Raw genomic sequence first — 21,313 nt, forward strand, 5'->3', positions numbered from 1 at the left:
GCCGGAATCCGGCCGGGGGCGTTCGCGTTGTCCGGGGCATGAAGGTTCTGATCGTGTACGCCCATCCCGAACCCGATTCGCTCACCGGAGCACTGAAAGACGTTGCCGTCGAGCAGCTCCGCGCCGACGGTCACGAGGTGGTCGTGAGCGACCTCTATGCCGCCGGCTGGAAGGCGAGCGCCGACGCCGCCGATTTCGGCGAGGTGACCGAGCGCACCTTCATGCTCGCCTCCGGCGCGGCCTACACAACCGGCACGCTGGCCGCCGATATTCGCGCCGAGCAGGAGAAGCTGCTCCGGGCCGACGCCGTGCTGCTGCACTTCCCGCTCTGGTGGTTCTCCCTGCCCGCCATTCTGAAGGGCTGGGTGGACCGGGTCTTCACCTGTGGCTTCGCCTATGGCGCGGGCGGAACCGCGATTCCCCGCTATGGCGACGGCATCCTGGCCGGGAAGCGCGGCATGCTGGTGGTCGCGGTGGGCGGGCGCGAGCCCGCGTACTCCGAACGCGGCATCAACGGCCCGATCGACGAGCTGCTCTTCCCCATCCAGCACGGCATTCTGTACTACCCGGGGATGGATGTGCTGCCGCCCTTCGTCGCGCACGGCGCCATCCGGGTGGACGACGAGCGCTTCGCCGAGCTGGCCGGGCAGCTGCGCGGGCGGCTTTCCGAGCTGGAGCGGACCGAGCCGATCCGGTACCGCAGGCAGGCGGGCGGGGACTACGACCGAGCGCTGCGGCTGGTGCCGGGACGCGAGGTTCCCGGTACCGGGGGTTTCGGGCTGCACGTGCGCGGTCGCTAGGCTGGTGCCGCATTATCCGATCGTTTGGAGGAAAGCACATGGGAAGCGTTGTTCTCGACATCTTCGCGCTGCTGGCCAACCGTGCCGCGGAGTTCTGGAACTGGGCCGCGACCGGCTCGGCGGGGTTCCCCCCGCTGTGATGTCCGGCTGAGGCATCCGCCTCGCGATCCGACCCCCGGCTCCGGCCGCCACCACCGCTGCGGCGGCGGCCGGACCCGGGGGTTTCGGGTCTCCGGAACCGGCCATACCCCTTAGGGTGACGGACATGAATTCGGTTGCGACCCAGCGGCGTCGCCGCCCCACCTGGTTCCGGGTCTGGACATTCCTGCTGCTCTTCGCCGTGATCGTGGTGGGCGCGCTGCTTTTCTGGCAGCTCGGCGCCGAGGGCACGCTTCCGGTTCGGACCGCGCTCTTCGGGGCGCTCGGCGTGCTCGGATTCCTCGCGCTGATCACCTGGCTGGTCAGCATCGTCCGCTACCGCTCGCCGCTCGGCGCGCTGGGATCGCTGCTGGTCATCGCGGTGCTCGGGGTCGCGGTATGGCAGAACGTGCCGGAGCGCGCCGGGTGGCGGGTGTCGGTGAACACGCTGGAGGGGCGCGCGGAGTCGTGCGAGGCGCCGGGGCCGGACCGCACCCGGCTCGGCGTCTACACCTTCCGCTTCGTCGGACCGAAGCAGGGCGGCTGCTTCTTCTACCTGGACGCCGAGTCGCAGGAGTCGAACGGGTTCGCCTGGTTCCCCGACGGGCAGCCGAACGCCGATACCGAGGTGGCGGGCGCCCCCGCCATCGAGTACAGCTCGTGGTACAACGGCTGGTACAAGTTTACCGAGGTCGGCTGAGCCGCGCTCAGGAGCCGACGGTCGAGCGCTGGTCCGGCGGCGGCGTGTAGACGTCGCCGTCCAGGTTCAGCACCAGGAAGCCGTTGTCCGAGCAGGACACGTACAGCTGGTTGCCGCGCCACTCCGGCGGGGAGAGGCACCAGTCGGTGGAGACGTCGCCGAAGAGTAGCCGCCCGGTGCGCGGGGTGAGCGCGTCGGCTGCGGAGAACTGGCCGTCAAGGACGGCGCGCAGCGCCGAGGGGCCGCTCATGAGCGGGATGCCGGTGAGCGAGGCGAGCGCGTGCGGGGAGTTCCACAGGCTCAGGTTCCGGTCGGTGCGCGCGGGCGGATTGTAGTAGGCGATCTCCCGGATGTTCCACGGGTCGCGCACATCGAAGACGCGGATGCCGGAGGAGATCCAGCCGCAGGCCAGCGCCGTCGGATTCGCCGGCCGGTCGGCGGTGCAGTAGTGCGACTCGTACGCGAAGACCGAACCGCCCATGGACGATCCGATATTGCTGTCCAGGTTCTGCGGCAGGTTGATCTCCAGCTTGATCTTGCCGACCACGTCCGGCGCGGCATCGTCGGCGATATCGACGAGCTTGACCCCGCCGGAGCCGCCCTCGTCCACCGTGAACAGGTACGGGTGGCCGTCGTAGGTCACCGGGATGCTGTGCTGGGTGGCCCAGCCGTCGGTCCAGAACACCCGGCCCAGGTGCGGGACCTGCGGATTCGGGTCGCGCCGCTGAATCGCGGAGACGTCGAGCACCGTGAACCCGCCGAGCGCGGAGAGGTAGAGCCGGTTACCGTCCGGGCTGACGCCCAAGCCGTGCGCCTCCATCCCGGCGACGCCCTGCCAGATCACCCGCGGACGGGTCGGGTCGGTCAGGTCGACGGCGCTGAGCAGGCCGGGCACGATCCCCGACGACCAGTAGGTGTTGCCGTCCGGCGAGAAACCGCCCTCGTGCGTGGTGATCGGCAGCGGTTGCAGCGGGTCGGTGCCGGGGCCCGGGTTGAGCAGCCGCGGGTGCGCGCAGTCCGAGATGTCGTAGACGGACAGGAAGCCGGCGCCGATCAGCAGCGGAACACCGGTTCCCACCAGTAGCTTCCGCTCCGCGTTCACCTTCAGTGACTCCCAGGTGCCCGCCAGCATCGCGGGTTCGGTGAGCGTGACCGTCGGGCGCGGGTTCGCCGGATCGGAGACGTCCAGCACCTGCACGCCCCTGGTCTCGCCGAGCAGCGCGCCGGGGAAGAAGCTGCCCAGGTAGGCGCAGTGCTCGAAGCTGGTCGAGGTGATACCCGCGCCGCGGCCCGCCCAGCTGCCCGCCAGGGACATGTTGCAGCGGTAGCCGAGGGTGCTGCGCCCCGAGTCCCGGTCCCGGGCCGGGACGTCGCCCTGCAGGCCGGGCTCGGGGAGGTCGTCCGGGCCGCAGTCGGCACGAGGGACGGACGTTGTTCCCACGTCGAGGAATTCTCGGAGTTGGGTGTTGAAATCGGGTTGCGCCGAGACGACGCCCGGGGTGGTCAGGATCGCGAGGATCAGGGTCGCGAGCAGGATCTGGGCTCGGTGCATCGTCGCACCCCTTTCGTCCATCTCAGACAGTTGGATGGTACGACGGGAGATGCCCGGTCGGGGGCGGAATGTCCGGACCGTGATGGCGACGGTGAGCGAGCGGCTGCGCGGCGCGCTCGCGCCCCGCTCGTGACCGGGCAGGCCATCGGCGCCGATGATCCCGGAGTGCCGGATGTCGGCGAAAAGGTTTGTTACAGTGCCGAAGTAACGTATCAAGTTACCGAACGTTCCGGAGTGTGCGATGTCGGACCTGTTGCTGCTCTTCGATGAACTGGACGAGCCGGTGCGCGCGCCGTCGAGCGAGTGGAGCCTGTGCTACGACGCCGACGGGCGCGCGGTCATCCGCCACCGGGACGGCACGGTCACCTGGGCGGCGGGCGCCGCCGGCTCCCTCCGCCTCGAGACGCACGGCGTCTTCGCCGTCCGCGCTGGAAGCGCCGTGGTGTGGCGCGCCGACCTGCCGGTGCGCAGCTACTCGTCCTTCCGCGTCACCGACGGCGGGGACGGGGTACTGCACGACGGCGAGCGGGCCGTCTACAGCCTGCTGTCCGGGTCGATCGACGCGGAACCGCGGGAGGATCCGGTGCACGCGGCGGAGGTCCGGGTGGCCACGCTCGACGAGGATCGGTAGCGGAGTCAGCCGGGTTGTGCGCCGCGCGATCGTCCCCGGAGCAAGTGGCCCACTCCATGATTCGCGGGTACCGACCTCCGGCCGGATGGCCCGTATGCTGTGCTCACACGGGCTCGGAGGGGGAGCGATGAGTGACGAAATAGCGGTGGTTCCGGACGAGATACTCGCTGTCGGGCGATTCGCCTACGAGGTTGCGACCGGTCTTCGTTCCAGCGCCGACGTCCTCGACAGTGAGGTCGAAGCTCTGCTGCACTCCTGGAAGGGTAGTTCGGCGGAGTCCTACTCCGCTGGATGGCGCGAGATGCGGGATTCCGCGCGGACGGTCTGGGACGAGCTGTTCGAACTCGCCGGCAAACTCGGCGTCACCGCTGAGACATTTCGCGGGCAGGAAGGCGACAGCGCCGACGAGTTCACCTTCCTGGACGTCTGATGGCCGATGGATACTCGGTGGAGCTGCGTGATCTCGAGGCGCTCACGTCGAGATTGACCGCCTACCAGGAATTCCTCACCCAGCAGCTCGACGAGCTGGAGCGGCGCGTCCGGGCGCTCTCGGCGACATGGTCGGGGGCAGCGGGAATCGCCTTCGAGGAGGCGCATCGCGACTGGGCGGCGGGGGTCGCCGGGGTTACGGCCGCTGTCGAAACCCTGCGCCGCGACGCGGAGCAGGCGCACACCGCTTACACGCAGGTCGGTATCGCGAACAGCAAGATGGTCGGGCGCGGACGGTAGGGCGCTCGAGGTGGAAGGCGATCCGGCGATCTACTACGCCGCCGCTCGGTCGTGCCTGGAGACCGCGAACGATATCGACGGCTACTTCGCGCACACGGCCCGGGCACTGCGCGCCGCCGAACAGGCCGGTGGCACCGACGAAGTCGGGCGTGATTGGTGCGGAAAATACGATCCGTGGACACAGGGCGTGTTCCGGATGGTGTACGACTCGCTGCTACCTGCCCTCGACAACTACGCGGTGCTCCTGAACCAGGTGGGTTTCAATCACGCCATCGGCGAGTACAACGCGGCTCCCGCCCCGAAACCGGCTGTTCCGGAGCAGCCCGCCATGGCACCGCCGGAGCGCGCCGGAACCGTGGACATCGGCGCGCTGATCACGAAGTTCGGCAGCGGGCACGGACTCGTCGACAATATCGGGCTGCAGGTCGTCGCCCCCGATGGAGACACCGACGACCTGCAGAACGCGAAGGACGCGTGGGAGCAGCTGCACGAGCGGGCGCAGGAGGTGACCATCGACCTGCAACGGCTGGGTGCCGAATTCGCCGCACTCGACGCGGAGGACGCGCCGGGAATTGTCGAGGACCTCGAGGATCTCAGGACCGCTGTCGTCGACGTCTTCGCCGAGTGCGTGGTGTTGTCGGCTTTCATCGGCGAACAGCACACGGAGCTGACCGCGCTGCGGGAGCGGACGCTTCCGCGGGCGGCGATCGAGCAGCTGGCCGGGACGATGGCGAGTTTCGAATACTTCCCCTCGCCGAACGCCCTGGAATTGCGCTTCGGTGCGCAGGCGGCCTTCAGACTCTCCCGCAACCTCCTGCGTGCGAGCCTGACGAGCGCTGTGTCCGAGTTCGCCGAGATGCGAAGAAACTCGTATCTGTCGGTGCGGCCGTCCGACTTCCAGCCCGTGCGGTCGGCTGCCGACGAGATCAGAGATCGGCAGGCGATCACGGTCGATGGTGCGCAGAATCCGGGCGCCGGGAGTGGCGCGACGCTTCGGGAGAAATTGGACAACTCGCCCTACATAACCAAAGGCAATATCACCATCGACAACGGTCCACCGAACGGCTACATCGTCAAGCGTGATCCCTCGGGCAATATTGTCAACTACGTAGAGTTCGACGAGAACGGCCGGGGCATCAAGCGGGTGGACTTGACGGGGCGGCCGCACGGTAACGTGCCGACACCGCATGTCGTCGAGATGGTGCACGATCAAGCACCGAACGGCCGCATCTACGTCCGCGAAAGCAAAGAAGTACGCCCCGCCCGGCCCGACGAGATACCGTGACCCGCCGCGACGAAAGAAGCCGATGATGCCGGAGCCGGCCCACGAAGACTCGAACTCGCCCGATTGGGCCGTCCGCCGCGATGCGGCGCGAGCGCTCGGCGCACTGCTTCCGGCGGTGGACGCGCTGGCTACCCTGACGGCGCTGCTGGGCGATGACGACATCGCGGTGCAGCAGGAGGCGGCGGAGTCGCTGGCCCGATTCGGTGGGCGGGCCGGTCTCGTGGCCGTGCTCGAGGAGCTCGGGCGGCGGGCCGAGGACGGGGATGCGGACTACATGGCCTACCGGCTCCGGGAGCTGCAGATCTTCGAAGAGCAGCCGATTTTGGAGACGGCTCGGGGAATGCCGGCCGCTCTCACTGCGGACGGACTGTCCGGACTGGAGCAGTTGGAGCAGCTCTTCGGTGGAGAGTTTCCGGCCTGACCTCGAGCAGGTGGTCGCAGTGCTCGAGGAGGGCACGGCGGAGGGGGAGGGCTCGGCGGGCCAGGTCGGATTGGGCGCGGACGTAGTCGGCTCGGCCGGCGGGGGTCTCGATGGGGACCGGGGTGTAGCCGTAGGGGGAGAGGTCGTAGGGGCTGGCGCGCATGTCGAGTTCGCGGGCGGTGCAGGCGAGTTCGAAGCACTCCAGCACGAGGGGGGAGGGGAGGAGGGGGGTGAGTTTGAAGGCCCACTTGTAGAGGTCCATGCCTGCGTGCAGGCAGCCGGGTTGTTCGCTGGTTACCTGCTGTTCGCGGGTCAGGGCGAGGTCGTTGCGGCCCACCGCGTCGGGGGTGAAGAAGCGGTAGGCGTCATAGTGGGTGCAGCGGAGGTCGAGGGATTCGACTACCCGGTCGGTGCCGGTGCGTCCCAGACGGAGGGGGGTGGCGTGGCGGGTGTCGTCGGTGCGGTAGACCATCGCCCACTCGTGCAGGCCGAAGCAGGAGAGGCGGGGTTGGCGGTCGGCGGTGGCGCGGAGCAGGGTAGCGACGAACGAGACGGTGTCGCGGCGGCGGGCTAGGAAGGCGGGGTCGGCGGTGTGGCAGCCGGGGGCGATCGCATGGTAGCCGCGGACTTCCGCGTACTCGGGCGAGTCGGCGAGGGCGGTGCCGAAGCCGGGGTGCCAGCGGCGGAGCTGGCCGGGTTTGTGGCCGTAGTAGGTGAAGAGGAAGTCGAGCACGGGGTGCTTCTCACCGGCGGCGCGGCGGCGGAGGTAGGGGCCGACCAGGGCTTCGATCCGGTCGCGGTGCGCGGCGGCGAGTTCGTGCCACGCGGCGCGGCGGAGGGGCGCGTGGTCGGGGACTGCGGTCCCCGTCCCCGCTGAACGGAGGGAAGCGGAGCTCACTCCGCGACCCGGTGCGTCGTGTCCCTGACCGTCCCGACGAACTCCTCGACCAGATCCTCCAGCGCCACGATCCCGACGGTGGTCCCCCTGCTGTCCACCACCCGCCCGAGGTGGCTGTTGGTTCGCCGCAGGCGGGCCAGCGCCTCGAACAGCGTGGTCCCGGCGCTCACCGTCGGCAGCGGCCGGATGTCGGTGCGCGGGATGACGGTCTCCGGCCCCGCCTGCTGATCGACCACCTTGTCCAGCACGTCCTTGATGTGCAGATACCCCATCAGCGACCCTTCGCGGGCGCGCACCGGGTACCGCGAGAACCCGGTCTCGGCGACGGCGGCCTCGATGTCGCCGAGCGTGGTCCCGTCGCCGCGCAGCGGGACTGTGCGGGTGTCGGCGAGCGGCACCATGACCTCGCGGACGATCCGCTCCGAGTTGCCGAGCGCCTGGGTGAGGCGGCGGTGCTCGTCCTCGTCGAGCAGCCCCTCGGAGCGGGACTCGCCGATCATCTCGGCGAGCTCCTCGCTGGAGACGGTGGCATCCAGCTCGTCCTTGGGCTCGACGCGAAGCAGCCGCAGCGAGAGATTGGCGCAGAGGTTGTAGAAGGCGATCAGCGGTTTGGCGATGCGCAGCCACATCAGGTGCGCGGGGACGAGCAGCAGCGCGACCCGCTCCGGGCCCGCCAGCGCGATGTTCTTCGGGATCATCTCGCCGAACAGGATGTGCAGCACCACCACGATGGCGAGCGCGAGCGCGAACGACACCGGGTGCAGCAACCCCTCGGGCAGCCCGGCCAGCTCGAACGGCCGCTCCAGCAGGTGCGCCACGGCGGGTTCGCCGACCCGGCCGAGCAGGATCGAGCAGATGGTGATGCCGAGCTGGGCGGCGGCCAGCATGATGGAGAGGTTCGCGGCGGCCCGGATCACGGTGTCCGCGTTGCGCTTTCCCTGCGCGACGAGCGCCTCCAGCCGGTCCCGGCGGGCCGAGATGAGCGCGAACTCCGCGCCGACGAAGAAGGCGTTGCCCGCGAGCAGCACCACGGTGAGCGCGACGCCGAAGAGGTCACCCATGGTCGCGCTCCCCGATCACCAGTTCGTCGGCGGGCACCGGCAGCAGCCGGATCCGGTCGATGCGCCTGCCGTCCATGCGCTCCACCCTGGCGATCCAGCCGCCGTCGTGGCCGTCGGAGCCGAAGCCGTGCGGCGGGGGCGGCAGCACCACCCGGTCGCCCGCGGCCGGAATCCGGCCGAGCACCGCGAGGACCAGCCCGCCGAGGGTCTCGTACTCGCCGTCGGGGGCCTGGTAGCCGGTGGCGTGGAAGATCTCGTCGACCCGGAGCAGCCCGGAGCAGTCCCAGCCGTCGGCGACCTTGCGGATCTCGCGCTCCTCCTCGTCGTGCTCGTCCCTGACGTCGCCGAGGATCTCCTCGATCAGATCCTCCATGGTGACGATGCCCGCGGTGCCGCCGTACTCGTCCTCGACCAGCGCGACCTGCATGCCGTGCGCGCGCACCCGGTCGAGCACCTCGTCGCCGTCCAGGCTGTCCGGGACCACCGGGACCGGGCGGGCCAGCAGCCGCAGCTTGACGGTGTGCCTGGTCGCGGCGGGATGGCTGAACGCCTGCTTGACGTGCACGACGCCGATGGTGTTGTCCAGGTCGCCGTCGACGATGGGGAAGCGGGAGTAGCCGGTCCGGGCGGCGGCGGCGAGCAGGTCGGCGATGGTGTCGTCGCGGTCGAGCGACTCCACCTTGACCCGCGGGGTCATCAGATCCTCGGCGCTGCGGCTGCCGAACCGCAGCGAGCGCTCGATGATCTGGGCGGTGCGCTGGTCCAGTGCGCCGCGCAGCGCGGAGGTGCGCACCAGCGAGCCGAGCTCCTCGGGGGAGCGGGCCGAGCGCAGCTCCTCGGCGGGCTCGATGCCGAGCCGGCGGACCACCAGGTTGGCGGTGTTGTTCAGGAAGTGGATCATCCAGGAGAAGACCACGGAGAAGGCGATCATCGGCCCGGCGGTGGCGCGCGCGGCGGCGAGCGGAACGGCGATGGCGATGTTCTTCGGCACCAGCTCGCCGTAGATCATGGAGAGCGAGGTGGCCAGGACCAGGGCCAGCGCCAGCGCGATGCCGGAGGCGGCCGCTTCCGAGGCGCCGACCGCGGTGAAGATCGGGTGCAGCAGCCGGGCCAGCACCGGCTCGGCGATGTAGCCGGTGATCAGCGTGGTGATGGTGATGCCGAGCTGGGCGCCGGAGAGCTGGAAGGAGAGCGTGCGGTGCGCGTTGCGCACCATCCGGGAGCGGCGGTCGCCGGTGCGCGCGTGCGCCTCGACGGTGCTGCGTTCCAGCGCGGTCAGCGAGAACTCGGCGGCGACGAAGAGCGCGGTGCCCGCGGTCAGCGCGACGAAGCCGAGCAGGCTGAGCACGGTGAGCAGAATGCCGAGCACGGTCACCACCGCCCCGGCGCGGGAGCGATCGGGAAGCCGGGGATATCACCCGGCTCGGTAGAGGAGCCCTCCTGAGTGGCGCCCTCGGACGCGGGTGACAAGCGGATCCTTTCGGGAACGGTGGCGCATTCTCCGGCGTATCGGCGCCGTGGCCGCCGGCTGCGCTGCCGGAAGCGGCTGCGATGACGGTGCCGGACGGACTGCGGTGTCGACGATCGTCATGCTACCGGGCGCGCGCCCGCGCCCCCGGTGCCACCCCCGGCCACCTCACCAGCCGCTCGGCAGCGGGCGGCCCTCCGCGAAACCGGCCGCCGACTGCACGCCGAGCACCGCGCGCTCGTGCAGCTCGGCGAGTGAGCGGGCGCCCGCGTAGGTGCAGGCGCTGCGCACGCCGGAGCAGATGTGGTCGATCAGGTCCTCGACGCCGGGGCGCTCGGGGTCGAGCCGCATCCGGGAGCTGGAGATGCCCTCCTCGAAGAGCCCCTTGCGGGCCCGGTCGAAGGCGCTGTCCGCGGCGGTGCGGGCGGCGACGGCGCGCTTGGAGGCCATGCCGAAGCTCTCCTTGTAGGCATTGCCGTCGCGGTCGATCCGCAGGTCGCCGGGGGATTCGTAGGTGCCGGCGAACCAGGAGCCGATCATCACGTTGGCCGCGCCCGCGGCGAGCGCGAGCGCGACGTCGCGCGGGTGCCGCACGCCGCCGTCGGCCCACACGTGCACGCCGAGTTCCCGTGCGGCGGCGGAGCACTCGGCCACCGCGGAGAACTGCGGGCGGCCGACGCCGGTCATCATCCGCGTGGTGCACATGGCGCCGGGGCCGACCCCGACCTTCACGATGTCGGCGCCTGCCGCGGCCAGATCGCGGGTGCCATCGGCGGAGACCACGTTGCCAGCCACCAGCGGCACGCCGAGGCCGAGATCGGCGACGGCGCGCAGGGTTTCGAGCATCTTGGCCTGGTGGCCGTGCGCGGTGTCGATGACGAGCAGGTCGGCGCCCGCGTCGACGAGCGCCTTGGCCTTGGCCGCGACATCGCCGTTGATGCCGACGGCCGCGGCCACCCGGAGCGCGCCGCGGGCGTCGACCGCGGGGGCGTAGATCCCGGCCCGGACCGCGCCGGTGCGGGTGAGGATGCCTGCCAGGGTGCCGTCCGGCGCGGTGAGCACCGCGAGCTCGGCGTGCGCGGCCTCCAGCGCGTCGAAGACGGCGCGCGGCGAGGTCTCCACCGGGACCTGCACGAAGTCGGTGGCGGCCACCTCGCGCAGCCGGGCGAAGCGGTCCACGTCGGCGCAGGCCGCCTCGGTGACGACGCCGACCGGGCGGCCCCCGTCCACCACGACGACGGCGCCGTGCGCGCGCTTGTGGATGAGCGCGATCGCCTCGGAGATCGAGTGGTCGGGATCCAGGCTGACGGGGGTGTCGGCGGTGAGCGAGCGGCTCTTGACGAAGGCGATGGTGCTCGCGGCGGCGGCGAGGGGCAGGTCCTGCGGCAGCACCACGATGCCGCCGCGGCGCGCGACCGTCTCGGCCATGCGGCGCCCGGCGACGGCGGTCATGTTCGCCACGACCAGCGGGATGGTGGTGCCGGAGCCGTCGGCCGTCGCGAGGTCGACGTCGAACCGGGACGCCACCTCGGTCCGGTTCGGGACCAGGAAGACGTCGTCGTAGGTCAGGTCGTAGGGCGGCTTCTGACCGGGAAGGAACTGCACTCGTCCGATGGTACCGAGTTCAGGCCGGGTCCGGGACGGCCGCGGCCTGCGAGCGGGAGAGGATCAGCGTGGTCACCAGCATGACCACCACCGCGACCGCGCAGACGCCGAGCGCGACCGGGCCCGCGCGCAGCCGTTCGCCGAGCACGGTGAGGCTGAAGACCACCGCGACCAGGGGCTCGGCGATGGTGAGCGCGGGCAGCGAGGCGGAGAGCGGCCCCGCCTGGAAGGCGCGCTGCTGGAGGTAGACGCCGAGCAGCCCGGCCGCGATCAGGGCGTAGAGCTGCCAGCCGGTGAGGATGTGCGGGATGCCGTGGCGCAGCCCGGCCATCGTCGAGTCGGTGAGCGCGACGGCGAAGCCGTAGAGCGAGCCGGACGCGGTGCCGAGCAGCAGGGCGCGGGCGGCGGGGGTGGTCTCCGCGGCGAGGGCGGAGACAACGGCGAGCGCGATCAGCGCCAGCAGGACGATGCTGGGGAGCAGCCAGTTCCTGGTCGGGGCGATGTCGTCGGCGTCGGTCGGCTTGCCGATGATCAGGAAGCTCGCCAGCGCGACGGTGAGCGCGGCGGCTGCCACCATCGAGCCGGTGTCGATCCGGCGGCGGTCCAGCCGGGCGGCGAGCGGGAGCGCGAAGATCAGCGCGCTGACCAGGATCGGCTGCACCAGGAGCACGGCGCCGAGCGTCAGCGCGACCACCTGGAGGGCGTAGCCGCCCGCGTCGCCGATGGTCGCGGCGAGCCAGCGCGGGTTGCGCAGCAGGCTGGAGACGAGCGGCTGGTCGTCGGGGACGGCGGCGGCCGAGCGCTGCTGCGTCACCGCGGCCACCGCGAACAGCAGCGCGGCGAGGAGGGCGCAGGCGACGGCGGCCGCCGGGTGTCCGGTCATCCGGATAGTTTGCCCGGTAATTGCGGTCGGCCGCGCGGTGCGGCGGGGAACCGCCGCGGTGCCCGGACCTTCACGGCGTGTCGGAAGGTCCGGGCGTGTCGTTCACAGCGCGGGTTCGGCGCCGCTGCGCGAACGCCTACGGGGCGCCGACGCTCCGGCTGGCGCGGCGACGGCCGCCGGAGGCGCCGTGGTCGCTCGCGCGCGAGCTCGTGCGGGCGTCGCCGCCGCGCGAGCCACCGGCGTGCGTGCGGGCGGCTCCGGTGCGGCTGCCGCCGGAGCGGGTGCCCGGCTCGGCCTGCGCCCCGGCGGACCGCTGGCCCTGCCGTGCGCCGCCCGTGCTCGGCCGCGCGGCCTGCTCGCCACCGGCGGCGCGCTCGCGGCGGGGAGCGCCGGAGCGCTGACCGCGCGCGGCCTCACCCTGGCGAGCACCACCGCCACCGCCGCCACCACCGCGATTGCGCCGCCGCGGCGCCCTGGTAGCGCCGCCATCGGCCGAAACCTGCTGCTGCGCGGGCACTCCCGGGGTCGGCAGCGGAATGCCGCTCGGGGTGCGGGCATCGGTGATCCGGATCAGCGTCGCGTCGCCCGGCCGCACCGGCGTCGGCTTCAGGTCGAGCCCGGCCTTGCGGGTCATGGCGATCGTGTCGGAGCGCTCCTCCTCCATGGCGATCGTGACGACGACCCCGACCTCACCGGCGCGCGCGGTGCGCCCGGCGCGGTGCAGGTAGGCCTTGTGCTCGATGGGCGGGTCGGCGTGCACGACGAGCGAGATGCCGTCCACGTGGATGCCGCGGGCCGCCAGGTCGGTGGTGACCAGCACCGGGACCGAGCCGTCGGCGAAGGCCGCCAGGGTGCGGACCCGGTTGTTCTGCGCCTTGCCGCCGTGCAGCGCGCCCGCCGCGACACCGGAGGCGCGCAGCTGCTTGGCCAGCCGGTCGGCGCCGTGCTTGGTGCGCACGAACAGGATGGTGAGCCCCTCGCGGGAGGCGATCTCGGCGAGCACCTGCCGCTTGTCCGCCTTGGTGGTCACCAGCAGGTGGTGCGACATGGTGGAGACGGCGGCCTCGGCGGGCGCGGTGGAGTGCGTGACCGGGTCGGTCAGGTAGCGCTGCACCAGCTTGTCGACGCCGCGGTCGAGCGTGGCGGAGAAGAGCAGCCGCTGCCCGTTCTTCGGGGTCTTGTCCAGCAGTTTGGTGACCTGCGGCAGGAAGCCGAGGTCGGCCATGTGATCGGCCTCGTCCAGGGTGGTGACGGCCACGTCGGAGAGGTTCGCCGCGCCCTGGTTGATCAGGTCGGCGAGCCGGCCGGGGGTGGCGACCAGCAGGTCGACGCCGCGGGCGAGCCGGGCGGACTGCCTGCCGATCGGCGCGCCGCCGACCACGGAGGCGACGCGGAGCCCGAGGGCGAGCGCGGGCTCCTCCAGCGCGCGCTCGATCTGCGCGGCCAGCTCACGGGTGGGGGCGAGGACGAGGCCGCGCGGGCGGCCCGGCTTGGCGGGAGATCCGCTGAGCCGCACCAGCATCGGCAGCCCGAAGGCGAGGGTCTTGCCGGAGCCGGTCGGCCCGCGGCCGAGCACGTCCCGGCCGGCCAGCACATCCGGAATGGCGGCGGCCTGGATCGGGAACGGGGAGTCGAAACCCGCGCGCCGCAACGCCTGCACGAGCACGGCCGGGAGGCCGAGCTCGGCGAAGGTGGGCACGGCAGGGGAAGGGGAGGTCACGAAGAACCTTTCACGAAAGAGCACGCGGCGGTGTCGTCGCGTGATGCGGGGGGTGCTGCTGCGCACCCGTCGGGCCGGCGCGAGAAATCGCGGAATGGTCCGCCCGCAGGGAATACCGCCGTCCGGCGGCCCTGGCCCGGCTCGCTCGCGCGTCCGGGGCCGGTAGCGGAAGAGCATCGCATCCGGGCCCGGCGACAGGCCGGAACCCCCAGGATAGGCGATCATGGTCGGAAAAGCCGAACCGAGTGGTACGAGTCTCGCTCAGCCGCGGAAGAGCCGGCTCAGCTCCTGCAGCCAGGGCACCGCGACGGCGAGCGTCGGGACCACGAGAATGGCGGCCGAGCCGAGGTAGGCGGCGAGCGCGGTCCGCGGGTCGCCGCCGGGGCCCGCGAGCCGCTGGATCCGGATCAGCGTGGTCGGGCCGCCCGCGGCGAGCGCGCCCTGCGGCGCGGTGGATTTGGCGCAGGCCACGAGGGCGCGGGCCAGCGGCGTCGGGCCGGTGACCTTGACCGCGGAGTCGTCGGCGAGCAGCTCGATGAGCAGCTTCACCGACCCGAGCGCGGCCTTGCTGCGCACCACGCGGGGGAAGGCCTCGTGCACGGCGGTGAACGCCTCCAGCACCAGGTCGTGCCTGGCCCGCAGGTGCGAGCGCTCGTGGCTGACGATGGCGGTGATCTCCGGGTCGGCCAGGTTGGTCAGCGTGCCCTCGCTGAGCACCACCCGCTGCCGCAGCCCGGGCAGGCAGTAGGCGATCGGCTCGGTGGCGGCAAGCACCCGGATGTCGGCGGCCCTGCGGGTGTCGCCGCTCTGATCGAGCAGGTCGACCAGCATGCGGTGCCGCGACCGCCTGCGCCTGGTGTGCACGCCGACCCGGACGGCGGCCCAGATGAGCCGCGCCCCGACCAGCAGGGTGAGCGCGAAGACGGTGATGTAGGCGACCCAGAGCGGGAACCCGAGCGCGTCGATCTCGCGGGTGGGCGAGGTGGTCGGCCTGCCGTCCGGGCCGGGGACGAGCAGCTCGCTCGCGATGGCGAGCCCGGAGCCGAAGGCGCTGAGCACCGCGGCGAGCGCGATGGCCTGCCAGAGCACGAGGGCTGCCCGCGGCGCGCGGTAGGGCCAGCTCGCCCGGCTGAGCAGGGCGGGGGCCGGTCCGGCGAGAAGCAAGGCGAGACCGGCGAAGACCGGCGCGGTTGCGTTCATCGACTCAGCTCACTGCGTTGTGGGACCAGGACGCTCACGGCATTGTGAGGCCGGTGTCGAGCCTACTGCGGGGACGGTGCGCTGTCGTTCCCGGTTTCGTTCTTCGGCGGGTCGACGGCTTCGAGCTTGGCCAGCGCCTCGCGCAGCGCGTCCGCCTCGTCCGGGCCGACCTGCTCGACGAAGTGCACCAGGGCGGCGGCGCGGCTGCCCGCGGCGTCGGCCTGCTGCAGCGCGTCGACCATGAGGCTGGCCACGAGCTCGTCCCTGGTGTGCACCGGGGCGTACCGGTGCGCCCGGTCGTCCCGGCGCTGCACGACCAGGTTCTTCTTCGCCAGCCGCTGCAGCACCGTCATCACGGTGGTGTAGGCGAGCTCGCGGCGCGCGGCCAAGGCCTCGTGCACCTGCCGTACCGTCTGCGGTTCGTCGGCCGACCACAACTGGTTCATGACCGCTTTTTCGAGTTCACCCAGACCTGCCATCCCTCGATTCTAGGGACTCAACGACACGAAGGCGTACTACAGGGTGTCGTAACCAAGGAATAACTGGTGTGGGATCGATCACCCGTGGTGCGCGTCGGTCTTCGTGGGAGCGTCGGCGCCGGGCTTGCCGTGCACGTGCCTGGCGCCGATCGGGACGACCAGCGGCCGCCCCGACATCGGGTCGGCCAGCACCGTCGCCTCCAGCCGGAACACCTCGCGCAGCAGCTCGGGGGTGACGATCGCGGCCGGGGCGCCCTGCGCCACGATCCGGCCGTCGGCCATCACCACCAGCCGGTCGCTGTAGCGGATGGCGAGGTTCAGGTCGTGCAGCACCATGACGACGGTGCGGCCGAAGTCGTCGTGCAGCCGGTCGACCAGGTCGAGCACCTCGAGCGAGTGCGCGAGGTCGAGGTAGGTGGTCGGCTCGTCGAGCAGCAGGATGTCGGTGCCCTGGGCCAGCGCCATGGAGATCCAGGCGCGCTGGCGTTGGCCGCCGGAGAGCTCGTCCAGCGGGCGATCGGCCAGGTCGGCGATGCCGGTCTGGGCCAGCGCGACGGCGACCGCGTCCTCGTCGCCTGCCGACCACTGCTGGATCCAGGACTGGTGCGGGTGCCGCCCGCGCGCCACCAGGTCGGCGACGGTGAGCCCCTCGGGGGCGATCGGGGTCTGCGGCAGCATGCCGACGATCCGCGCGACGTCCTTCGTGCGCATGGCCGAGATGGCCTTGCCGTCCAGCACGACCTGCCCGGCGCTGGGCCGGAGCAGCCGGCCGAGCGAGCGCAGCAGCGTCGACTTGCCGCAGCCGTTCGGCCCGATCACGGTGGTGACGACGCCGGGCGCGATCTCCAGGTTCAGCCCGTCGACGATCACCCGATCGCCGTACCCGAGGGTGACCCCCTCCGCGGTGAGGTGGTGTTCAGCGCTGGTCATGAGACGGTGGCCTTCCGATTCATCCGCACGAGCAACAACAGCAGGAACGGCCCGCCCAGCGCCGCCGTCACGATGCCGACCGGCAGGTCGACCGGGATCAGGGTGCGGGCGACGATGTCCGAGCCGACCACCAGGATCGCGCCGACCAGCGCCGACCCGACCACCGGCTCGCCCGGGGTGCGCAGCAGCCTGCGGGCCAGCTGCGGCGCGGCCAGCGCGACGAAGCCGATCGGCCCGGCCACCGCGGTGGCCATCGCCGCGGCCAGCACCGCCATGCCGATCAGCAGCGCCTGCTGCGCCTGGATCCGGACGCCGAGGCCGCGGGTGGTCTCGGCGTCCATCCGCAGCGCCGCGAGGGTGCGGGCGGAGCAGGCCGCGACCACGAGCAGCACGCCGGTGACGACCGCGACCGGGACGAGCTTGCCGGTGTCGGTGTTGCTCACCGAGCCGGTGAGCCAGAGCTGCGCCCTGGTCGCCTGCTCCAGGTCGGCGCGGGTCAGCAGGTAGCTGATCGCCGAGAGCAGGAAGGCGTTGACGCCGATGCCGATCAGCACCAGCCGCAGCCCGGTGGCGCCGCGCTCGCCGGCGGCGCTGCGGCCCCAGGCGAGCAGGTAGATGGCGACGGCGGTGAGCAGCCCGCCCGCCAGCGCGGCCAGCGGGGTGCCGAGCGTGGCGAGCAGCCCGCCGGCCGCGCCGCCGGTGCCGACCACGACGGCGACCGCGCCGAGCCCGGCGCCGGAGGTGATGCCGAGGATGTCCGGGCTGGCCAGCGGGTTGTGCAGGATCGACTGGGTGAGCGCGCCCGCGAGCCCGAGCGCGGTGCCGACCACGACCGCGGTGAGCGCCCGCGGCAGCCGGGAGTCGAGCACGATGAAGCGTTGCGAGCGGGTGCCGCCGCCGGACAGCACATCGAGCACCCGGCCCAGCGGCAGTGTGGTCTCGCCGACCGCGATATCCACGCAGAAGAGCACGACCAGCAGCGCGCTCAGCGCCAGCACGGTGAGCAGCAGGGCGGGCCGGAGCACGGTGGAGAAGCGCGCGGTGCGCAGCGGCCTGCGCACCGCGCGCAGGTTCTCCTTCGCCAGCTCCGGGTCGTGCGGGGCGGAGATGCTCACAGGCTCACCAGCTTCCGGCGGCGGACCAGCAGGACGAAGAAGGGCGCGCCGACCGCGGCCAGCATCACGCCGACCTGCAGTTCGCCCGGCCTGGCCACCACCCGGCCCAGGATGTCGGCGGTGAGCAGCACCAACGCGCCGAGCAGCCCGGACCAGGGCAGCAGCAGCCGGTAGTCCGGCCCGGTGAAGACCCGGGCCAGGTGCGGGACCACGAGGCCGAGGAACGAGATCGGCCCGACCGCGGCGGTGGCCGCGCCGCAGAGCACCACCACCGCGGCGAAGCCGAGCGCCCGATTCCTGGTGACGTTCACGCCGAGGCCGCGCGCGACGTCGTCACCGAGGCTGAGCAGGTTCAGCCCCGGTGCGGCGGCCGCGGCCAGGACCAGGCCGAACAGCAGGAACGGGACGACCTGCCAGAAGACCTCGGCGTCCCGGCCTGCCACGGTGCCGACCACCCAGAAGCGGTAGGTGTCCAGCGCGGTGGCGTCCAGCAGGACAACGGCATTCGTCATGGCCTGTAGGAAGGCGGTCATGGCCGCGCCTGCCAGGATCAGGGTGAGCGGGCTCGCCCCGCCCGCCGACGAGACGGCGAAGACCGCGAGCCCGGCCAGCAGCGCGCCCGCGAAGGCGAACCAGATGTACTGCTCCGGTGCGGTGAAGGCGAAGAGGTAGACGGCGAGCGCGGCCAGGAAGGCGGCGCCCGCGTTCAGCCCGAGCAGTCCGGCGTCGGCCAGCGGGTTGCGGGTGTAGCCCTGGACCAGCGCGCCCGCGACGCCCAGTGCGCAGCCGGCGAAGAGCGCGAGCACCGTGCGCGGGAAGCGGAGGCCGCGCACGATCTCGGCCTCGGTGGAGCCGGCTGGGCAGCTGAACGGCCCCCCTGGGCAGGTGAGTGCGTCGCGGACCGCGCGGTACACGGTGAGCGGGTCGAGGAAGCGGGTGCCGACCGCGATGCCCGCCACCGCGGCGAGCGCGAGCAGGGCGAGTAGCACCAGCAGGCCGGTGCGGCGGCGCCGTGCGAGCGAGGGGAGTCCGGTCACGGCAAAAATTCTCTCCTGCTTCAACGGTGGTGCAAGTACCGACAAGTCTGGTAAGCCTAACCTATCTTTGAGCTACATCCCGTTACCGGAGCCCTGTTCTCACCGGGCTCGCGCCGAGGAGGTCCGATGACCGAGATCATGTCCGACCGTTGCCTGTCCGACGGTCTTCGGAATGCGGCTGTCCGGCGCGGGGAGATCGGATTCGAGCAATGGCATCCCGGCAGCCCGCGCCGGCCGGAGCAGGCGTTCGCCCGGGTCGGCAACCGGCTGCGCGCGCTGCAGCCGGAGCACCCGCGGGTCTACGCCGTCGCCGCCATGGCCGACCAGGGCAAGCGGCGGTGGTGGCGGCTGGCCGACGGGCTGCGCGAGGGGCGGATCGAGGTCATGTATCGGCGGCACGCCGAGGAGATGGTGCGCAGCGAGGTCGCCGCCGAGGTGGTGGCGACGGCGCTGATCCACGCGGTGGTCGGGCGGGTGACGGCGGCGCTGGTCGCCGACGGGCGGGCCTGGGATCCGGGGCTGGAGAACCTGTGGATCCACACCGACAACGACGGCGGGATCGACTGGGCCGGGCTCTCCGACACCAGCATCCGGGTGTTGGACGGGGATCGGATCGCCCGCGAGTCCGGGGCGATCGCGCTGCCCTGCGAGGAGGCCATGTTCCTGTGGTTGGCGCATCGCTGCGAGCCGGCGCTCGAGCTGGTGCTCGATGCGCTGAGCGACTGCGCCGGGCTGACGCCCCGGCGGTTCTGGGCGCTGGTGGGGGAGTCCATCGCCGGGGCGGCGACCTATGTCCCCGCCCTGGCCGGGACGGACCCCGCACAGGGCGCCCGCCGCGGCCACGGTTTCCTGCACGCCCTCGAAGGCCGAGGGCTTCCGCTGCGGCGCAGCATCGGCTGCCTGGTGCGCTGACGCGCGGGAGTTCCGCTGCAGCGCGGCATCGTCCGGGTTGATGTTCGCCGCGCTGTGCTTCCCGCAGCGGGCTGGTCTGTACACGAACGCTGCCCTGCCCGAGAGCCAGAGGAACCGCAGACCGTCTGGTCGGTGAGCTTGGACATGCATCGGGCCGGTTACCGAGTGGTGCTCGATCCGAGTGCGGAGATCCGCCACCGCGCGGGCGGCGGTATACCGCCCGCGCCGTATCGGATCGGGGGTCGAGCCGTTGGCGAGCGCGACCAGTTCACTGCCGATATCTATGAGTGTTGCCGTGCCAGGACGGGCGCGGACATACTCGGCACCAGTCGGCCGCCGTCATGAGTCCACCGGTGTCGAGCCAGCGGGTGGCGTAGGTGAGTTCGGCCTGGTCGGACTACAGGCACATTCGGCAGCGAGAGATGAACTCAGACCAATAGAACCTGGGCGGCTGGCTCGTCCGCTTCCTCCAACTGACAGGTGTCGACCCAGCGGGTGAGCAGGCTCAGCGCGGCCAGCCGTTCCAGCGCCTCTTGCTCGCTGTACTCGCTGACGCCCTGTCCATGCGTCGCATCGTTTCGGATCGTCATCTGAACGCCCGGAGCAAACTTCGTTAGGCCGCTGTTCATGTTCTTGACCGACTTGTGCTCAGCGTCGCCGGGCCAGCGCAGCCGCGGTTTCCCTTGTTGTGGCGGCGCAGGCGAGAACGCCTGATCCCAGAGGGGTGTGCCATCTATATCGAACCTGCTGGTGATGTTCCGTCCATGGTGCTCGACAGCGTCGCAGGCCGCAGCGACCGCCCGGCGGTATTCCCCGATGCCCCAGAGCTTCCCGGCCGCGCCCCACACGAGAGGGTGCAACTGAGTTGGCCCCATCGAGGGCTGTACATGCCCCTCGGCGCGCTGAATCAGCGCCTCGAGTCGGCCAGTTACATAGTCGGCGCAGTCGAGGATCTCCTCTGGCGTGAACAGGGGATTCTCGCCCATCATGTATCGCCACAGCGTGATTGGGTCCATTGAATCGGACACCCCGCGTACAGGTATGTGGGCGTCCGCTATCGTGACTGCTTCACTCGCTCGCCCGGCTGCCGCGTTGACCAGCCGACGTTGCGAGGACACCTGGAATGACGAAACACCCTCCTTCGCTACCAGTTCTATGACCGAAGACTCCCCGTAGGGCGGACGGATCATTTCCCTGTCATGCAGAAAAGCGAAGGCATATAGCGCCTCACGGAATTGATTCACAGCGTCGAGCACGCTACGCAAGTACTGCGGGGTGTAGGTCTCAGCCACGATCTGGGTCTCCCTGGTCGGTTTGCACGCAGGCGGTTATGAGCGTAGCGACAAACACCGACACCTTCCGAGGGGTTATCGGGGCGGTTCAAACGACTGCCGTCGCTGGTCGGGCTTACCGTCGCGCAGGCGGTCGACCGGCTGCGCGCCGAGGGCTCGTCCGGCGGCGCTGGGCAGATCGATCAGTCCCACCAAGGGCGCCTTCGACGTGGTATCGCTGCGCGAACGACCACCACAGAGTTGTAATCCTAGTTTTGCGAGTTATCTGGGATCACGATCGTTGGGCGCTACGCATCTGCCGGACCGAAGCGCACTCGAAGAAGATGAAGCCGCTCGGTAGCGAGCGGTCGCGGCAGCACGTGCACATCCCATACGAGGTCACCGACAGAGATTGCGTGAGGCGAGGCCGCGTCATCGGCAATATCTACGAGAACGGCGAGTATTCACCCTCTACAAT

At 71.3% G+C, this 21,313-nt stretch carries 21 protein-coding genes; 8 read left to right on the forward strand and 13 right to left on the reverse strand.

Annotation, left to right across the window (positions count from 1 at the left end):
- Positions 1-38: 38 nt before the first annotated feature.
- Both ACFUJ1_RS23910 and ACFUJ1_RS23915 read left to right on the forward strand, forming a co-directional pair.
- On the forward strand, positions 39-800 hold the full coding sequence (locus ACFUJ1_RS23910; RefSeq protein ID WP_378648960.1) for an NAD(P)H-dependent oxidoreductase: 762 nt from the start codon (positions 39-41) through the stop codon (positions 798-800).
- 265 nt (positions 801-1,065) lie between these two features.
- Entirely contained in the window at positions 1,066-1,638 is a 573-nt protein-coding gene (locus ACFUJ1_RS23915) for a hypothetical protein (RefSeq protein ID WP_378648961.1), read from the forward strand.
- Between the two features lie 7 nt (positions 1,639-1,645).
- Here the strand turns inward: ACFUJ1_RS23915 and ACFUJ1_RS23920 are convergent, their stop codons facing one another.
- Positions 1,646-3,190: an LVIVD repeat-containing protein gene (locus ACFUJ1_RS23920; RefSeq protein ID WP_378648962.1), complete on the reverse strand. Its 1,545-nt coding sequence runs from the start codon at positions 3,188-3,190 to the stop codon at positions 1,646-1,648.
- A gap of 241 nt (positions 3,191-3,431) precedes the next feature.
- Here ACFUJ1_RS23920 and ACFUJ1_RS23925 point away from each other — a divergent pair, with 241 nt between their 5' ends.
- The 5 genes from ACFUJ1_RS23925 (at position 3,432) to ACFUJ1_RS23945 (ending at position 6,256) form a co-directional block, all read left to right on the forward strand.
- Complete coding sequence (locus ACFUJ1_RS23925) at positions 3,432-3,821, forward strand: hypothetical protein (RefSeq protein ID WP_378648964.1); 390 nt, start codon at positions 3,432-3,434, stop codon at positions 3,819-3,821.
- A gap of 127 nt (positions 3,822-3,948) precedes the next feature.
- A complete protein-coding gene (locus ACFUJ1_RS23930; protein ID WP_378648966.1) occupies positions 3,949-4,251 on the forward strand; it encodes a WXG100 family type VII secretion target in 303 nt (100 codons plus the stop codon).
- Entirely contained in the window at positions 4,251-4,550 is a 300-nt protein-coding gene (locus ACFUJ1_RS23935; RefSeq protein ID WP_378648968.1) for a WXG100 family type VII secretion target, read from the forward strand. Before ACFUJ1_RS23930 ends, ACFUJ1_RS23935 begins: the two co-directional genes overlap by 1 nt.
- Positions 4,551-4,560: 10 nt before the next feature.
- Positions 4,561-5,835: a polymorphic toxin type 24 domain-containing protein gene (locus ACFUJ1_RS23940; RefSeq protein WP_378648970.1), complete on the forward strand. Its 1,275-nt coding sequence runs from the start codon at positions 4,561-4,563 to the stop codon at positions 5,833-5,835.
- Positions 5,836-5,860: 25 nt separating this feature from the next.
- Positions 5,861-6,256 (forward strand): HEAT repeat domain-containing protein, encoded by a 396-nt coding sequence (locus ACFUJ1_RS23945; protein ID WP_378648972.1) that lies wholly within the window; start codon positions 5,861-5,863, stop codon positions 6,254-6,256.
- Here the strand turns inward: ACFUJ1_RS23945 and ACFUJ1_RS23950 are convergent.
- The 11 genes from ACFUJ1_RS23950 to ACFUJ1_RS24000 all read right to left on the reverse strand — a co-directional run bounded on the left by ACFUJ1_RS23950 (position 6,189) and on the right by ACFUJ1_RS24000 (position 18,652).
- The gene (locus tag ACFUJ1_RS23950; RefSeq protein ID WP_378648974.1) at positions 6,189-7,154 is read right to left on the reverse strand and encodes a 3-methyladenine DNA glycosylase; all 966 of its coding nucleotides are present in this window, start codon (positions 7,152-7,154) and stop codon (positions 6,189-6,191) included. The two genes, ACFUJ1_RS23945 and ACFUJ1_RS23950, sit on opposite strands and share 68 nt — an antisense overlap.
- Positions 7,151-8,215 carry a hemolysin family protein gene (locus ACFUJ1_RS23955; protein WP_378648976.1) on the reverse strand — a complete coding sequence of 355 codons (1,065 nt, stop codon included), beginning with the start codon at positions 8,213-8,215 and terminating at the stop codon, positions 7,151-7,153. The genes ACFUJ1_RS23950 and ACFUJ1_RS23955 overlap by 4 nt, the downstream gene beginning before the upstream one ends.
- Entirely contained in the window at positions 8,208-9,593 is a 1,386-nt protein-coding gene (locus tag ACFUJ1_RS23960; protein WP_378648977.1) for a hemolysin family protein, read from the reverse strand. The genes ACFUJ1_RS23955 and ACFUJ1_RS23960 overlap by 8 nt, the downstream gene beginning before the upstream one ends.
- 258 nt (positions 9,594-9,851) lie before the next feature.
- Positions 9,852-11,288: a GuaB1 family IMP dehydrogenase-related protein gene (locus tag ACFUJ1_RS23965; protein ID WP_378648979.1), complete on the reverse strand. Its 1,437-nt coding sequence runs from the start codon at positions 11,286-11,288 to the stop codon at positions 9,852-9,854.
- Positions 11,289-11,307: 19 nt separating this feature from the next.
- Positions 11,308-12,171 (reverse strand): DMT family transporter, encoded by an 864-nt coding sequence (locus ACFUJ1_RS23970; RefSeq protein WP_378648981.1) that lies wholly within the window; start codon positions 12,169-12,171, stop codon positions 11,308-11,310.
- A gap of 136 nt (positions 12,172-12,307) precedes the next feature.
- Positions 12,308-13,870 (reverse strand): DEAD/DEAH box helicase, encoded by a 1,563-nt coding sequence (locus ACFUJ1_RS23975; protein ID WP_378649201.1) that lies wholly within the window; start codon positions 13,868-13,870, stop codon positions 12,308-12,310.
- Between the two features lie 282 nt (positions 13,871-14,152).
- On the reverse strand, positions 14,153-15,091 hold the full coding sequence (locus ACFUJ1_RS23980; RefSeq protein WP_378648983.1) for a M48 family metalloprotease: 939 nt from the start codon (positions 15,089-15,091) through the stop codon (positions 14,153-14,155).
- 62 nt (positions 15,092-15,153) lie between these two features.
- The gene (locus ACFUJ1_RS23985; RefSeq protein WP_378648985.1) at positions 15,154-15,570 is read right to left on the reverse strand and encodes a BlaI/MecI/CopY family transcriptional regulator; all 417 of its coding nucleotides are present in this window, start codon (positions 15,568-15,570) and stop codon (positions 15,154-15,156) included.
- Positions 15,571-15,648: 78 nt separating this feature from the next.
- Positions 15,649-16,500: an ABC transporter ATP-binding protein gene (locus tag ACFUJ1_RS23990; RefSeq protein WP_378648987.1), complete on the reverse strand. Its 852-nt coding sequence runs from the start codon at positions 16,498-16,500 to the stop codon at positions 15,649-15,651.
- Positions 16,497-17,615 carry a FecCD family ABC transporter permease gene (locus ACFUJ1_RS23995; protein ID WP_378648989.1) on the reverse strand — a complete coding sequence of 373 codons (1,119 nt, stop codon included), beginning with the start codon at positions 17,613-17,615 and terminating at the stop codon, positions 16,497-16,499. Before ACFUJ1_RS23995 ends, ACFUJ1_RS23990 begins: the two co-directional genes overlap by 4 nt.
- Positions 17,612-18,652 carry a FecCD family ABC transporter permease gene (locus ACFUJ1_RS24000; RefSeq protein ID WP_378648991.1) on the reverse strand — a complete coding sequence of 347 codons (1,041 nt, stop codon included), beginning with the start codon at positions 18,650-18,652 and terminating at the stop codon, positions 17,612-17,614. Before ACFUJ1_RS24000 ends, ACFUJ1_RS23995 begins: the two co-directional genes overlap by 4 nt.
- A 126-nt stretch (positions 18,653-18,778) precedes the next feature.
- On the opposite strand from ACFUJ1_RS24000, the gene ACFUJ1_RS24005 reads away from it, so the two are divergent.
- Entirely contained in the window at positions 18,779-19,564 is a 786-nt protein-coding gene (locus tag ACFUJ1_RS24005) for a hypothetical protein (protein ID WP_378648993.1), read from the forward strand.
- Between the two features lie 428 nt (positions 19,565-19,992).
- On the opposite strand, the gene ACFUJ1_RS24010 is transcribed toward ACFUJ1_RS24005, so the two are convergent.
- Positions 19,993-20,856 carry a TIGR02391 family protein gene (locus ACFUJ1_RS24010; protein ID WP_378648995.1) on the reverse strand — a complete coding sequence of 288 codons (864 nt, stop codon included), beginning with the start codon at positions 20,854-20,856 and terminating at the stop codon, positions 19,993-19,995.
- Between the last annotated feature and the right edge of the window lie 457 nt (positions 20,857-21,313).

Origin of the sequence: Nocardia sp. NPDC057227 (assembly GCF_042669725.1) — a bacterium.
Lineage (GTDB): Bacteria > Actinomycetota > Actinomycetes > Mycobacteriales > Mycobacteriaceae > Nocardia > Nocardia asteroides_A.